The sequence below is a fragment of the Arthrobacter sp. SLBN-53 genome, assembly GCF_006715585.1.
GTDB lineage: Bacteria > Actinomycetota > Actinomycetes > Mycobacteriales > Mycobacteriaceae > Mycobacterium > Mycobacterium neoaurum_A.
This window is the reverse complement of sequence record NZ_VFNN01000001.1, coordinates 3604797-3619020: the sequence shown is the minus strand read 5'-3', so window position 1 is coordinate 3619020 and position 14224 is coordinate 3604797. Positions and strand designations below refer to the sequence as shown.

The 14224-nt window shown below is 68.2% G+C and carries 15 protein-coding genes; 2 read left to right on the top strand and 13 right to left on the bottom strand.

The genetic code is table 11. The annotated features are described in order from the left end of the window. Nucleotides 1-21: 21 nt before the first annotated feature. From FBY28_RS17370 to FBY28_RS17360, 3 genes are read right to left on the bottom strand one after another with little or no spacing between them, the layout of a single operon-like run. Nucleotides 22-1053 (bottom strand): NAD-dependent epimerase/dehydratase family protein, encoded by a 1032-nt coding sequence (locus FBY28_RS17370; protein ID WP_141868668.1) that lies wholly within the window; start codon nucleotides 1051-1053, stop codon nucleotides 22-24. Continuing rightward, nucleotides 1050-1826, bottom strand: a complete 777-nt coding sequence (locus FBY28_RS17365) for an S-methyl-5'-thioadenosine phosphorylase (protein ID WP_141868667.1) — start codon at nucleotides 1824-1826, stop codon at nucleotides 1050-1052. The genes FBY28_RS17370 and FBY28_RS17365 overlap by 4 nt, the downstream gene beginning before the upstream one ends. Then, nucleotides 1823-2044 carry a hypothetical protein gene (locus FBY28_RS17360; RefSeq protein ID WP_141868666.1) on the bottom strand — a complete coding sequence of 74 codons (222 nt, stop codon included), beginning with the start codon at nucleotides 2042-2044 and terminating at the stop codon, nucleotides 1823-1825. The genes FBY28_RS17365 and FBY28_RS17360 overlap by 4 nt, the downstream gene beginning before the upstream one ends. A gap of 85 nt (nucleotides 2045-2129) precedes the next feature. Here FBY28_RS17360 and FBY28_RS17355 point away from each other — a divergent pair, with 85 nt between their 5' ends. Beyond that, nucleotides 2130-3008 (top strand): prenyltransferase, encoded by an 879-nt coding sequence (locus FBY28_RS17355; RefSeq protein ID WP_524912024.1) that lies wholly within the window; start codon nucleotides 2130-2132, stop codon nucleotides 3006-3008. Nucleotides 3009-3062: 54 nt separating this feature from the next. Here FBY28_RS17355 and FBY28_RS17350 read toward each other — a convergent pair whose 3' ends face one another. Further along, nucleotides 3063-3728, bottom strand: coding sequence for a DUF3159 domain-containing protein (locus FBY28_RS17350; protein ID WP_216847774.1), 666 nt, complete (start codon nucleotides 3726-3728; stop codon nucleotides 3063-3065). 64 nt (nucleotides 3729-3792) lie between these two features. Between FBY28_RS17350 and FBY28_RS17345 the strand changes: the two genes are divergently transcribed. Further along, nucleotides 3793-4539, top strand: a complete 747-nt coding sequence (locus tag FBY28_RS17345) for a helix-turn-helix domain-containing protein (protein ID WP_141868664.1) — start codon at nucleotides 3793-3795, stop codon at nucleotides 4537-4539. Here FBY28_RS17345 and FBY28_RS17340 read toward each other — a convergent pair. The 9 genes from FBY28_RS17340 to hemL form a co-directional block, all read right to left on the bottom strand. Continuing rightward, a complete protein-coding gene (locus tag FBY28_RS17340) occupies nucleotides 4513-6741 on the bottom strand; it encodes a S9 family peptidase (protein WP_141868663.1) in 2229 nt (742 codons plus the stop codon). The genes FBY28_RS17345 and FBY28_RS17340 overlap by 27 nt on opposite strands. Nucleotides 6742-6780: 39 nt before the next feature. Beyond that, complete coding sequence (locus FBY28_RS17335) at nucleotides 6781-7080, bottom strand: DUF4229 domain-containing protein (protein ID WP_216847773.1); 300 nt, start codon at nucleotides 7078-7080, stop codon at nucleotides 6781-6783. Between the two features lie 280 nt (nucleotides 7081-7360). Further along, complete coding sequence (locus FBY28_RS17330; RefSeq protein ID WP_141868662.1) at nucleotides 7361-8446, bottom strand: MinD/ParA family ATP-binding protein; 1086 nt, start codon at nucleotides 8444-8446, stop codon at nucleotides 7361-7363. 3 nt (nucleotides 8447-8449) lie between these two features. Beyond that, on the bottom strand, nucleotides 8450-9436 hold the full coding sequence (gene ccsB / locus FBY28_RS17325) for a c-type cytochrome biogenesis protein CcsB (protein WP_141868661.1): 987 nt from the start codon (nucleotides 9434-9436) through the stop codon (nucleotides 8450-8452). Nucleotides 9437-9440: 4 nt separating this feature from the next. Further along, on the bottom strand, nucleotides 9441-10994 hold the full coding sequence (gene resB / locus FBY28_RS17320; RefSeq protein ID WP_141868660.1) for a cytochrome c biogenesis protein ResB: 1554 nt from the start codon (nucleotides 10992-10994) through the stop codon (nucleotides 9441-9443). Beyond that, a complete protein-coding gene (locus FBY28_RS17315; protein WP_141868659.1) occupies nucleotides 10991-11722 on the bottom strand; it encodes a cytochrome c biogenesis CcdA family protein in 732 nt (243 codons plus the stop codon). The genes resB and FBY28_RS17315 overlap by 4 nt, the downstream gene beginning before the upstream one ends. Continuing rightward, nucleotides 11719-12300 (bottom strand): TlpA disulfide reductase family protein, encoded by a 582-nt coding sequence (locus FBY28_RS17310; protein WP_216847772.1) that lies wholly within the window; start codon nucleotides 12298-12300, stop codon nucleotides 11719-11721. Before FBY28_RS17310 ends, FBY28_RS17315 begins: the two co-directional genes overlap by 4 nt. Beyond that, on the bottom strand, nucleotides 12300-12917 hold the full coding sequence (locus tag FBY28_RS17305) for a histidine phosphatase family protein (protein ID WP_141868658.1): 618 nt from the start codon (nucleotides 12915-12917) through the stop codon (nucleotides 12300-12302). The genes FBY28_RS17310 and FBY28_RS17305 overlap by 1 nt, the downstream gene beginning before the upstream one ends. Next, nucleotides 12914-14224: a glutamate-1-semialdehyde 2,1-aminomutase gene (hemL, locus tag FBY28_RS17300; RefSeq protein ID WP_174241668.1), complete on the bottom strand. Its 1311-nt coding sequence runs from the start codon at nucleotides 14222-14224 to the stop codon at nucleotides 12914-12916. The genes FBY28_RS17305 and hemL overlap by 4 nt, the downstream gene beginning before the upstream one ends.

Genomic DNA, 14224 nt, shown 5'->3' with positions numbered 1-14224 from the left:
GTCGCCGGTCGCGGGCTCGCGTTAATCCCGAAGTGGCGCAAAGGCAAATTCGGCGAGCCCGGCATCGGGATCCACTGCCGCGTGGAAACCGAGCAGCGCTCGCGCGCGCGCCGGATCGGCGACGATATGCCGCACGTCGCCGTGCCGGTATTGCCCGGTGACCTGCGGTGCCGCGGCGTCGCGCGCAGCGCTGAGCCGGGCCGCGACGTCCAGGATCGACACGGGCCTGCCCGAACACACGTTGACGGGGTGAAATCCATCCAACTCGGCCTCCACCGCGGCGAGATTGGCCGCGGCCACATCGTCGACGTGAACGAAGTCGCGCATCTGCCCGCCGTCCTCGAACACCTGTGGCACACCACCCGCCTCCAGCTGCGACCTGAAGATCGCTGCCACGCCGGAGTACGGGGTGTCCCGCGGCATCCCTGGGCCGTACACGTTGTGATAGCGCAGCGCGACCACCGATCCCCCGACGGAATCGTTGAACGCCAGCGCATAGTGCTCCTGGGCGGTCTTGCTCGCCGCGTACAGGCTCCGCGGTTTCAGCGGTGCATCCTCCTCGACCAACCGCCAGCGCAGCGGTTCACCGCCGATCGGGCAGCGATGGTCGAAGATGCCGCGGTCCAGATCCTCGTGCGTGCGCGCCAGCGGCTCGACCGGGCCGTGTTCGGGGCAGTCGTACCCGCCCTGGCCGTAGACCACCATCGAGGATGCCAGTACCAGCCGCGAGCATCCCGCGGCGTACATCTGCGCCAACAGCACGGTGGTGCCGTAGTCGTTGTGGCTCCCGTAGGACGGCGCATCGGCGGCGTCGACACCGGCACCCACCACGGCGGCCTGATGGCACACCACATCGATGCCGGACAGGACGGAGGCCACCGCGTCGGCATCCCGGATGTCGAGCCGGCGGCAGCCCGGCGGCGGTGTGGCACCGTCGCGGTGGGCGGCACCCAACATGGTGTCGACGGCGACGACATCATGGCCCGCCTCGGTCAGCCGCGCCCGGACCCGGCTGCCGATGAAACCGGCCGCGCCGGTGAGCAACACCCTCATGGCAGGTCGAACGGCAACGTCACACCTTCGTGCGCCAGACAGTGCGTGCAGGTGCGTTCGGGTGCCACACCGGCGATCGCCTCGTGCACGAGCTGTTTGAACCCGCCGATGTTGCGCTCGAACTCGGCGAACACATCGACCGCGCGCACTCCGCCGCCGGTTTCGACACCGGCATCCAAATCTGTGACCAATGCTATTGACGCATAACACATTTCGAGTTCCCGAGCGAGCACGGCCTCGGGATAGCCGGTCATGTTGATCAGGGTGAAGCCCTGTCCTGCGTACCACCGGCTCTCGGCGCGGGTGGAAAAGCGCGGCCCCTGCACCACGACCATGGTGCCGCCGTCGACCACGTTCGGGAGATCCGCGGCCACCGCCCGCAATGTCGGGCAGTACGGGTCGGCGAACCCGACGTGGATACCGCCGGAGTCGAAGTAGGTGTCGCCGCGGCCGTTGGTGCGGTCGACCAGCTGGTCGGGGACCACCATGGCGCCCGGGCCGAGCGCGGGTGTCAGGCTGCCGACCGCACACGGGGCGAAGATGCGGCGAACGCCGAGCGCACGCAACGCCCACATGTTGGCCTGATACGGCACGGTATGCGGCGAGAATTCGTGCTTGCGACCGTGCCGGGGCAGGAACGCCACCTCGTGGCCGGCCACCTCCCCCACCGTGATGGGCGAACTGGGTTGACCGAACGGGGTGTCCAGATCGATGGTGCGCGCGTCGGCGCCGAAGAAGGTGTAGAAGCCGCTACCGCCGATGACGCCGATCACTCGTGCGGCTCACCGTCCAGCTCGGCGCGCTCGGCGGCCCGGCGGGCGGCATCGCGGATCGCGAAGGCGTCGGTGGCCAGGCCACCGATGGCGCCCGCCACGTCCTTGACGGCGGTGGTGATGATCGACGCGACCTCACCCACCGTGGAGGCCACTGACTCCACGCCTTCCTGCAACGCATCCTTGGTGATTTCGGTCTTGCTGAGACGGTCGGTCATGTGATCAGTTTCATGCGCACCACACGATGTGACAAGGTGCGCCGCGTCACCCCTGTTCAGGCCCCTGGTCGCCGGCCGTGCAACGATGACCCGCGTGGCTAGCTTCGCGCAATGGGTGTCCGGCGCCCGCCCCCGCACGCTCCCCAATGCGATCGCGCCCGTGATCGCCGGGACCGGTGCGGCGGCCTGGCTGGGCTCCGCGGTGTGGTGGAAGGCGCTGTTGGCACTGGTGGTTTCCGTGGCCCTCATCATCGGGGTGAACTACGCCAATGATTACTCCGACGGCATCCGCGGCACCGATGACGTGCGCAGTGGGCCGATGCGGCTGGTCGGCTCCCGCGTCGCCACCCCGCGCGCGGTGCTGACCGCCGCGATCATCAGTTTGGCGATCGGCGCGCTGGCGGGACTGGCGCTGGCCATCGTCAGCCAGCCCTGGCTGATCGCCGTCGGTGCCGCCTGTATCGCGGGCGCCTGGCTTTACACCGGCGGTTCCACGCCGTACGGCTACCGCGGACTCGGTGAGGTCGCCGTCTTCGTCTTCTTCGGTCTGGTCGCGGTGCTGGGCACCCAGTACACCCAGGCGCTGCGGATCGACTGGGTGGGCATCGTGCTGGCCGTCGGCGTCGGGTCGCTGTCCTCGGCGGTGTTGGTGGCCAACAACCTACGAGACATCCCCACCGACACGGGGTCCGGGAAGATCACCCTGGCGGTGCGCCTCGGCGATGCCCGCACCCGCCTGCTGTTCTGCGGCCTCGTCGCGCTCACGTTCGCGCTGACCCTGGTGCTGATGTTGGCCACCCCGTGGGCGGCGGTCGGATTCCTAGGGGTGCCGCTGGCCCTCCGGGCGGCGGCCCCGGTGCGCAACAAGCTCGGCGGCGCGGCGCTGATCCCGGTGCTGCAGTTCACCGGGTTGACGATGCTGGTGTGGTCGGTGGCCGTGTCGGCTGCGCTGGCGCTCGCGTAACGGCGGCGAGAGAGACGTTTCTGCGCTCTCACGACGCTGCAGACGACAGAAACGTCACTCTCGCGCTTCCTTCGCATTGGCCCGCCGCACTGCCCAGAACACCACCAGTAGCGCGATGCCGAGCAACGGATAGCCCATCCCTATCCGCGCCACCGCCAGCCACCCCGTCTGGCCGCCGTCGTACAGCCATTGCTGCACAACGAATCTCGCACCGAACAACGCCACGAGAGCCAGGGTGGCGATATCGAATGCCCGCACCGCTGTCGTGTCGGTTCGCCAGTTCGGATCGGGCCCGCTGCTGCGCAACAGATTCCAGATCACCCCGACCACCGGCCGCCGCACCAGCACCGAGACGGTGCACGCGATAGCGCAGAGCAGGCTGATCCAGATACCTGGCAGGAAATAGTTGTCCGCCGAACCGGTGACATAGGCGATCCCGGCCGCGAGTCCGACTCCGATCAGCCCGGACACCGCGGGCTGGATCGGCTCGTTGCGCAACCGTCGCATCGCGACCAGCCCGAGCGACACCACCAGCGCGATCACGACCGCGGCGGTCAGGCCCGCGACGGCGTCGACGATGACGTAGGCGAACGTGGGCACGGCGGCAAGGACCAGCCCGGAGACACCGCCGACCCGCTCGAGGATGGTCGGTTCCCGCTCTTCGGACGCGCATGGTTGTTCGGACGCGCATGGTTGTTCGGACGCGCATGGTTCGGTCATGGGCATATCGCACACTCGGACGTAACGGCACAGTCAAGTCGGCCGGATGGGCCAAGATGGAGCCGTGGCGTGGAGCACCCGGGAAATCGCCGACCTGGCCGGCACCAGCCTGCGGGCGGTGCGCCATTACCACCAGGTCGGCCTGCTGCCCGAGCCGGAGCGCCGCCCCAACGGCTACAAGCAGTACGGCGTCGCGCACCTGGTGCGGCTGGTACGCATCAAGCGGCTGGTGGACCTGGGTTTCTCGCTGCCCCAGATCGCGGCGCTCGGCGATACCGACGAACATCCCGAACAGGCCTTACGGGAACTCGACGACGAGTTGGCCGCCACCATCGCGCGTCTGCAACGGGCTCGCGAGGAGCTGGCCGAGATCCTGGCGCACTCCGCGCCGACCGACCTGCCGACCGAGTTCGCCGCGCCGACGGCGGCGGCCGCCATGACCGATGCCGATCGCAAACTGGTGGTCGTGCTGAGCCGGGTGCTCGGTCCGCGCGGACGCCAGGCCTATGCCGACCTGATCGGTGACACCCGCGAGGATCCGGCCGCCACCGCATTCGACTCGCTGCCCGCCAACGCCGACGAGACCACCCGCGCCGATCTCGCGCAGCGGTTGGCTCCCCATATCTGGCAGGTCCGCCAGGACCATCCCGCGTTGCGGCAGGCCCAGGCCGACGCACCGCGGGGTGCGCGCTTCGTCGAGAAGACCATCGGTGACGCGATGGCTGACCTGTACAACCCCGCCCAGCTCGATGTGCTGCGCCGCGCCGAGCAGATCGTGCGGGTTTTAGAGTCCGAGCGTGGGCAGCGGTAGCGGCGCGAGCCGGTAAGTGGGCGGCTCACTACCGTGCAGGTGCCGCACGAAGTAATCCCAGGTGCGCCGCAGGAAGTAGTGCTGCCTGCCGATCAGCGCATGCTCGGCACCCGGGATCATGATCAGGTCGAAATCCTTGTCCGCCTTGATCAATGCGTCGGCCAGTCGCATGGTCATGTACGGATGCGCGTTATCGTCCAGTTCACCGTGGATCAGCAGCAACTTGCCCTGCAGGTTCTCGGCCAGGCTCGCATTCGAGATCGCCCGCTTGCCTTCGGTGCTGACGTCACCGTGATAGTGCTCGGCCCACATCGCCAGGTTGACACCGTTGTCGTGGTTCCCCGAGGTCGCCACGGCCACCCGATAGAAGTCGGGGTACATCAGCAGCGCGCGAGCCGCGGCGAAGGCACCTGCGGACTGGCCGGTGATGCCGACCCGGCCGGTGTCCAGCCAGCGATACCGGTGACCGAGCTGCCGGATGGCGGCCACGTGATCGTCAAGGGCGCCGGCATTGCCGAGATCACCGTAGGAGTGGTCGTGAAAGGCCTTGCTGCGGGCCGCAGTTCCCCGGCCGTCGATGGCGACTACCGCGAATCCGAGTGCGGCATAGGCCTCCGGTTCACCGTGGTGCATGGCATCGAAAACCGGTTCGGCGCGATAGTTCTGCGGCCCCGGATACGTGTGTTCGATGATGGGGTACCGCCGTTGCGGGTCGAAGTCATGCGGCCGCCACAACAGACCATAGATCGGCGTTTCACCGTCGGCGGCGATGGCGCGGAACCGCTCCGGCGGGTGCCAGCCGAGCGCCGCCAGCGCCGCGGTGCCGGGTTCTTCCAGGACGACCAGTTCGCGACCGTCACCGTCGAGCACCACCGATCGCGGCGGCTTGCTCGGTCCGGACGCCCGGTCCACCAGATAACCACCCTCGGCCGGTGCCACCGCGTCGTGGTCGAGGGAATCGTCGGTCAGCCGGGTGAAACCCTCACCGTCCACATCGATCCGACAGATCTGCCGAACGTATGGATCGTCGTCAACCAGCCCGCCCGCGACGAACCACACCTGCCGGGTGTCCTCGTCGACCCAGAGCACCGAACGAACGAGCCACTGTCCCTGCGTGATCCGGGAGCATTCGGTGCCGTCCGCCGAATACCGGTACAGGTGACCCCAGCCGTCGCGTTGGGACCACCACAACACCTCGCCGGTGCTCAGGATGCGCACCATGTGCGGGTCGCCCAGCAGGACGGTCGGATCGACCCGGGTCCGGCCCGTCTCGCTGATCAGCGTGGTGATCGCGCCGGTCGCCGGGTCCAGCCGACGCAGTTCGAGGGTGCGGGCATCACGGGAGTGGTGCAGGTAGTAGACGCCACGTTCACCGCTCCACCACGCGTAGACCAGCGCGGTGTTGTGCATGATCGGCTCGGCCTCACCCTGCTGCCGCACGATGCTGCGGTCACGCACGTCGAGCACATTCCACATCATCGTCGCCACGGTTTCCTCGCCGGGCATGCTGTATTTGGTGCGGTGCTCGACCGGCCGGCCGCCGTCGGGTGGGCTCGACTCGACGAGCACCAACTCCGGCACCTCACGTTGATCGATGCGGTGCACCAGAATCCGTGTCGAGTCCGGGGACCAGTGCAGCACCGCCGGGGTGGGCAGACCGAGCAACCGGAACAACGAGCCCATCCCGGTCGTCCCCGGCAACCCGCCGTAGTCGAAATCGGGCTCGGCGTCGTCGGTCAGCGCGAGCTCCGCACCGTCGGCGTCCCGAACCCAGATGTTGCCGTCGCGGCGAAACGCGATCCAGCGGCCATCCGGTGACGGCACCTCGCCTGGCACCGGTGCCGCCGTGGTGGATGGTGCCAGCCGACCGTCGGCCCACCGCCAGCGCGTGCCGAAGGCACCGAACACCACCGCGTCATCGGCGCCGATCTCCACCCCAGCGAGGGGCAGGTCGGCTGCGGTGACGGGCTGCCCGGCGGCCACCGACAGGGCTGCTGCCAACCCATCGTGATCGAAGGCCTCGGTACGGGTTCGGCGACTCGGGTCGACCACCACGTAGCGGTAGCCCACCTGATACCAGAAGCGCGCTCCCGCAGGCAGCCACTGCGGCACGAGCTTGCTTCCAGGCACCCGCCGCGCCCGGTACGGAGCCAGCATCTGTTCGGCACGCGCGTAATCGGAGTCGCCAAGGATCGTCGTCACGACGGCCATGCAACACCCGGCCGCTACGGCACGGTCAAGTCAGGCGTCCTCACCGCGCAACCGGGCCTGCAGGGTCTCCTTGTCGCGGCGCCGCTGTTCGTCGAATACGGCGATGCTCAGCGTGGCCCGGCGGCGCAGCGGCGCGAACACCCAGATACCCAACGGCAGCGCCAGCACGATGGCGAACAGCACCGCCACGACAACGGGGAACTCACGCAACCCGATCAGATGTCCCGCGCCCAGGATCACCGCGGTCAGCACGGCCGCCAAGGCCAACCGCGCCGCAAGATAGGCTCCGACGTCACGCAGCATCCGGGTACCCGGCCGAGAATCAGACACGGCCCGAGCCTACCCAGCGGGCGCGTATATTCGGAGTAAGGAGGTTTTCGTTGCAGTACTTACTCCTGGTCCTGGTAGTGACCGGGCTAGCCCTTGTGACATGGCGTCTGTTGCGCGCGTCGGCAAACCGCCCGCGCCCCCGTGTGATCGGGCCCGATGACGACCCCGACTTCCTGCGCCGGATCAATCCCGGCGACAACCCACGCAGCTAGGGGAACCCGGCGGGGCCTAATTGCCGGGGAACCCGGCGGGACTCAATTGCCGGGGAACCCGGCGGGGCCTAACTGCCGGGGAACCCGGCGGCCACCACCGCGGCCAGCCGCAACAACGCCTCACGCGTCTGCGGCTTCAGCCTCTCCAACGAGATCTCCGCGCCCTCCTCGAGATGCGGGTCGAAGGGCAGCTGCTGCACCGCACGGCAACGCCGGGCGAAATGATCGACGACCTTCTCCAGATCCACCTTGCCCGACCGCGGACGCACGCCGTTGACCACCGCCACGGCACCGCGCACCAGATCCTGATGGCCGTGCGCGTCCAACCAGTCCAGGGTTGCCGACGCCGACCGCGCACCGTCCACCGACCCGGAGCTGACCACGATCAGCACATCGGCTTTCGACAGCACCGCGGCCATCGCCGAATGCAGCATGCCGGTGCCGCAGTCGGTGAGCACCAGGCTGTAGTACCGCTCGAGCAGATCGACGGTCCGGGTGTAATCCTGCTGACTGAAGGCCTCCGAGACAGCCGGATCCGATTCGGAGGCAAGCACTTCCAGCCGACTGGCGCCCTGCGAGGTGTATCGCCGGATATCGCTGTAGCTGGCGATCCCCTCGGCGTCGCGCAGCAGGTGCCGCACGGTCGCCGGGGTTTCCAGCGGCACCTTCTGGCTGAGCGTGCCGCGATCGGGATTGGCGTCCACTGCGATGACACGGTCACCGCGGGTCGAGGCGAAGGTGGCGCCGAGCGTGGCCGTCACGGTGGTCTTGCCGACTCCGCCCTTCTGCGAGAGCACCGCGATGCGGTAGCAGCCGCGCAGGGGTCGGGCGGCCTGCTCACGTAGCGCCAGCTGATTGGTGACCTTGGGGCTCTCGCCGGGATTGATGAGCTTGAACGAGGCCAGATACACCCAGCGCCGCCAGCCGCTGGTCGGCGCCTGCTGTGGTTGGCCGAGCAGCGCGACGGTGGATAGGTCCAGATACGGCGCGGGCAACGGCACCGGGCTCGTCTGCGGGGGTAGGTCCTGCGTCAGCGCGGGGAAGCCGCGAGGGGGCGTCGGCGCCGTCCACTCCGGCGGTACCTCGCGCGCCGGATCGACAAAGCGCTGCTGCTCACGGAAGCTCGCGTGCTGCTGTTCGCCGCCGAAGGACACCGGTCAGCCCACCCCCGCATACGAGTGCAGGCCGACCGTCACCAGATTGATGAAGAACAGGTTGAACACCATCGCCACGAAGCCGACGACGTTGATCCAGGCCGCCTTCTTGTCCCGCCAGCCCGCGGTCGAGCGGGCGTGCAGATACGCGGCGTAGACCACCCAGGCGATGAACGACACCGTCTCCTTGGGGTCCCAGCCCCAGTACCTGCCCCACGCCTCCTCGGCCCAGATGGCGCCGAAGATGACGCCGAACCCGAAGACCGGGAACGCGAAGATGGTGGTGCGGTAGGCGATGCGGTCGAGCAGCTGGGCATCGGGCAGCTTCTCGATGACCCGGCCGAGCCCGTTGTCCTTCTCGGCCAGCGGCGACATCTTGAGCAGGAACAACAGGCTCGCGACGCCGGCCACCAGGAACACCCCGGATCCGAGGCTCACCACCGAGACGTGGATGGGCAGCCAGTAGGACTGCAGTGCGGGCATCACCGGCGCGGCGTGGGTGTAGAGCCACTTTCCCGACACCGTCAGCAGGATCAGGGTGGGCGGCAGCACGAAAACCCACAGCACCCGGTATTGCGGCTTGCGCAGCACCACCGCGGCGGCAACCAGGCCGGAGAAGCAGGTCAGGTTGATGAACTCGTACATGTTGCCCCACGGCACGCGCGCCGTGGACAGGCCTCGCAGCACGATGCAGGTTGCCAGCAGGGCGATGCCCGCGTAGCTGAGAGCCACCCCGGCACGGCCGATGCGTTCGTCGGCCGAACGGACCGGCGCCTCGACGACGCGGCCCGGGGTGTCACTGGTCGCGTCGACGTGGATGGCGGGCCCGCCGGCGGCACCCACCAGCTCCCGCGCCTCGACCTTGCGGCTGCGGGAGTAGGCGAGTTCGACGGCAAGCAGCACCAGTGCGAGCGTCAGCACCACCACCGACGAGGTGAACGCCCAGTCCGAATAGCGGGCCAGGCCGAGGTCGATGTCGGTGCTGTTCACGTGTTCATTCCTTTACTGCGAGCAGCCGGTCGGTCAGCTTCTCGAATTCGTCGCCCCACCCGGAGTTGTCGGTGCGGGCAAGTCCACCCAGCTCGACGCTCACGGTACCCGCCGCAGCGGGGGTAATTCGAACCCAGACGCGGCGTCGCCGCACCACCAGCGACACCAGCAGCCCGCCCATCATGGTCAGCGCGAACACCAACACCCACACCTGGGCGGGATCGTGGGACACCTGCATGTTGATGAACGGCACCGCGCCGTCGAAGCGGACGGTGGTGCCGTCGTCCAACCGGGTCTCCTGCCCGACGGTGAGGTTGACCCGGGCTTCCTTGTTCAGTCGCCCCTGGCCGATCAGGCGGGGGTCCAGATCGAAGATGGACTGGGGCCGTCCGGTGTCCAACCCGGCATCACCGCGGTAGATGTCGACGGCCACCGCGGGCTTGTTCAGCGCCGGGAAGCTAGAGGACAACAGGGTGCCGTGCAGGAACTCCGTGGGCGCGAACAGGCCCTGGATGGCGATCTGGTGTTTACGACGCTCGTCGGGGTCGGGGTAGGTGCCCGCCGGCGGGTCGACGCGCACCACACCGGAGGACAACAGTGTCAGCGGATCGTCGGGCCGGAACTGCACGGTGTTGGTGCGGGTCTGCCCGTCCGGGAACGTGACGGTGAAGGTCGGTGCGTACCCGTGACCCTGCAGATAGATGCGGTCCCCGGCGATGCGCAGCGGATGGTTGACCTCGAGGCGGTAGTCGTTCCACACATCGTTCTGCAGGTCCTCGCCGGCCTGGTACTCGATGTTGGCGGCGAAGCTGACCGCTTGCCCGCTGGGCAGGTAGTCGGCGTCGAAGTCGTTGACCTTGACGCAGATCGGGTACAGCGAGGTGCCGTCGACGGTGTTTCCCGCCCGGAACGAGTCGAACGCCGCGGGCGATGCCGAGCAGAACCCGGGCCCACCGTTGGCGATGACGATGACGTTGCCCTCGTAGCCGAACAGCTTGCCCGCGGCGATGGCGACCAGCAGGCCCAGCAGCGAGAAGTGGAAGACGATGTTTCCGAACTCGCGCAGATAACCCTTCTCCGCCGAAATCTCTGTGACCTCGCCGTCCCGGCGGGTGGTGCGTCGCCATCCCTTCAACCGCTCGTCGATTTGCGCGGCCACCTGGCCAGCGTCCCCGTCGATATCGGCTTCGTGGTGTTTGGGCAGCCGGCTCAGGTTGCGCGGGGCCGGCACCGGCACCGCCCGCAGACTGCGCACGTGCTCCAGCATCCGCGGGGTCAGACAGCCGACCAGCGAGACGAACAGCAGGACGTAGATCGAGGTGAACCAGAAGCTGGAGAAGACGTCGAAGGCCTGCACCCGGTCCAGCCACGGCCCCAGCGTCGGATGATCGGCCAGATACTCGTCGACCTTGCCCGCATTGAGGCTGCGCTGCGGCAACAGCGCGCCGGGGATGGCGCCCAGTGCCAACAGGAACAGCAGCACCAGCGCGGTGCCCATCGAGGTCAGGGTCCGCCAGGTGTTGCGGAACAGCGCCCAGAGGGGCTGGAGGACTCTCATATCGGCAACCTCACATCGCTGACGAACGCGTCGCGCACCCAGGCCACGAAATCACCCCACAGTCCGGTGACCAGCGCGATCCCGACGCCGATCATGAGCACACCACCGAAGATCTGGATACCGCGGGTGTGCTCGCGCAGCCAGCCCATCCCGCGCACCGCCCGCGCCGACCCGAAAGCCAGCAGGACGAACGGAAGTCCGAGTCCGAGGCAGTACGCGATCACCAGGGTTATACCGCGGGCCACCGCGGATCCCTCGGTGGCCGAGGACACCGCGATCACCGCGGTCAGCGTCGGCCCCAGGCACGGCGTCCAGCCGAGGGCGAACACGGCGCCCAACAGCGGTGCCCCACCCAGGGTCGAGAGCTGACGGGGCGCGAATCGGGTATCGCGCTGCAGTGCCGGGACGAACCCGATGAACACCAGACCCATCGCTATCGTGACGACGCCGCCGATGCGTTGCAGCAGTTCCTGATTGGTGATCAGCGCAGTCGTCATTCCCAGCACCGCGACGCTGCCGAGCAGGAAGACCGCCGTGAAACCCGCGACGAACAGTCCGGCCGCACCGGCCACCCGCCACCGGCCCGGGCCACCGGAGATGGCGGCGAGATAGGACAGATAGCCGGGCACCAGGGGCACCACGCACGGCGAGGCGAAGGAGACCAGACCGGCCAGCAGGCTCAGCCCGACTGCCAGCAGCAGCGGGCCGCCGGTGATCAGATCGGTCAATTCTCTGCAGCCAACCGCTCGACGACCGGCTGCAGATCGGTATCCAGCAGCTCGCGCAGGAACACCGCGGCGACCCGATGCTGACGGTCCAATACCAGCGTCGAGGGTATGACGGTGGTCGGATACTTACCGCCGAAGGCGATCATGGTGCGCATCGACGGGTCATATATCGACGGGAAGGTGATATTGCGGTCGGTGACGAAATCGACTGCGGCGGTGCGGTTGTTGTCACGCACATCGATCCCGAGGAATTGCACACCCCGGTCCCGGGTGGCGTCGTACACCTGCTGCAGGTGCGGCATCTCCGAGCGGCACGGGCCGCACCACTGTCCCCAGATGTTGATCACGACGACCTTGCCCGCGAAATCCGCCAGCGAGAGCGTCTTGTCCGGATCCATCAGATCCGGTCCGGCCAGTTTGCCTGGGGTGCCCCGTGATTCGGGCGGATCGTAGAAGATGTCGGTCTTGCCGCCCGGGGCGACGAATTCGAAGGTGCCACCCTGGGCGACGGCGTCGTCACCGGTCGCGCAACCGGTGAGCACCACCATCAACACCGCCAGCGCCGCCAACCACTTCACTAGATTCCCCAGGGCTCCGTGTAACTCCACCTGATGAGACGGTCGTCGTCAAAGGTGAACGAGGTGATGGACGACAGATTGCACAGCCGGCTGTGCGGTAACGGCAGATGCGCCAGCGAACGTCCGGTCATGGCTCGGCGCAGCGTCTCCACCGGCAGTTGGTGGCTGACGCACACCGCCTCGTGGCCTTCGGCTTTCGCGCGTGCCCGGTGCAGCGCCGCGGTCATCCGCGGGGCGATCTGGTCGTACGGCTCACCCCAGGACGGCTTGCGGGGATTGCGTAGCCGCGGCCAATTACGCGGGTCGCGCAGCGCGCCGTCGCCAGGAGCCACCCGCTTTCCCTCGAAATCGTTCCAGGATTCGATCAGATCGTGGTCGGTGTCGATGTCCAGCCCGTGCGAGGCCGCGATCGGCGCCGCGGTCTGCTGCGCACGCTCCAGCGGCGAGGCCACCACATAGGTGACGTCATGTGCGGCAAGCCAATCCGCGGCCGCCTGGGCCTGCTGCCTGCCGCGCTCGGACAGGTTGTACCCGGGCAGCCGGCCGTAGAGCACCTTTTCCGGGTTGTGCACCTCACCGTGGCGCATCACGTGCACGGTGGTCCGGACTGCGGTCATTGCTTGGCCTCGGCGGCGGCGCGGGCGGCGTGCGGCAGCGCCTCGGCGATCTTCTCGAAGGCGGTGTCGTCCAAAGCCGTCGAGACGAACCAGGTTTCGAAGGCGCTGCACGGCGGGTAGATGCCGGCATCGAGCAGGGCGTGGAAGAAGGCCGGGTAGCGCCAGGTCTCGGTGGCCTTGGCGGTGGCGAAGTTCGTCGGCTGCTCCGCACCGAAGAATACGGTGAGGAAGTTGCCCGCCCGCGAAACATGATGTGCCACCGAGGCTTCGGTCAGCGCGGTGGCGAGCAGCGCGTGTAGCCGGTCGGCGTGGGCGTCAAGGGTCTGGTAGACGGTGTCGTCGGCGGCGCGCAGCGTGGCCAGTCCGGCGGCCATGGCGACCGGGTTTCCCGAAAGCGTGCCTGCCTGATAGACCGGACCGAGCGGCGCGAGGCGCTCCATGACCTCGGCGCGGCCACCGAACGCGGCCGCGGGCAGCCCGCCGCTCATGACCTTGCCGAAGGTGAAGAGGTCGGCGTCCACCGGATCCAGGCCGTACCAGCCGGCGCGGCTGACCCGGAAGCCGGTCATCACCTCGTCGGAGATCAGCAGGGCCTCGTGCTCGGCGGTGATCCTGCGCAGTGCCGCGTTGTAGCCGGGCAGCGGTGCGACGGTGCCCATGTTGCCCGGGCTGGCTTCGGTGATGACGCAGGCGATCTGTTCGCCGTGGGCGACGAAGACCTCTTCGACGGCGGCGACATCGTTGTAGGGCAGCACGATGGTGTCGGCGGCGGCCGCACCGGTGACCCCCGGTGAGGACGGCAATCCCAACGTGGCGACCCCGGACCCGGCATCGGCGAGCAGCGCATCGCTGTGGCCGTGGTAGCAACCGGAGAACTTGACGATCTTGGGCCTGCCGGTGAAACCGCGGGCCAGCCGGATGGCACTCATCGTCGCCTCGGTGCCGGAGTTGACGAAGCGGATCCGCTCGACCGGGCCGACCCGGTCGATGATCTCGCGGGCCAGTTCGGTCTCGGCGGGGGTGGGCGCGCCGAAGGACAATCCGTCGGCGGCAACCCGCTGAACGGCCTCGACGACCTCGGGCCGAGCGTGGCCGAGGATCATCGGCCCCCACGAACACACGAGGTCGACATATCGATTGCCGTCGGCGTCGGTCAGCCAGTAGCCGCCGGCGCTGGTGATGAAGCGGGGCGTGCCGCCGACGGCACTGAATGCGCGCACCGGTGAATTCACCCCGCCGGGGATCACCGAGGAGGCATCGGCGAACAACGCAGCCGACGCCGATACGGACGACACGGTGCTGCTCAT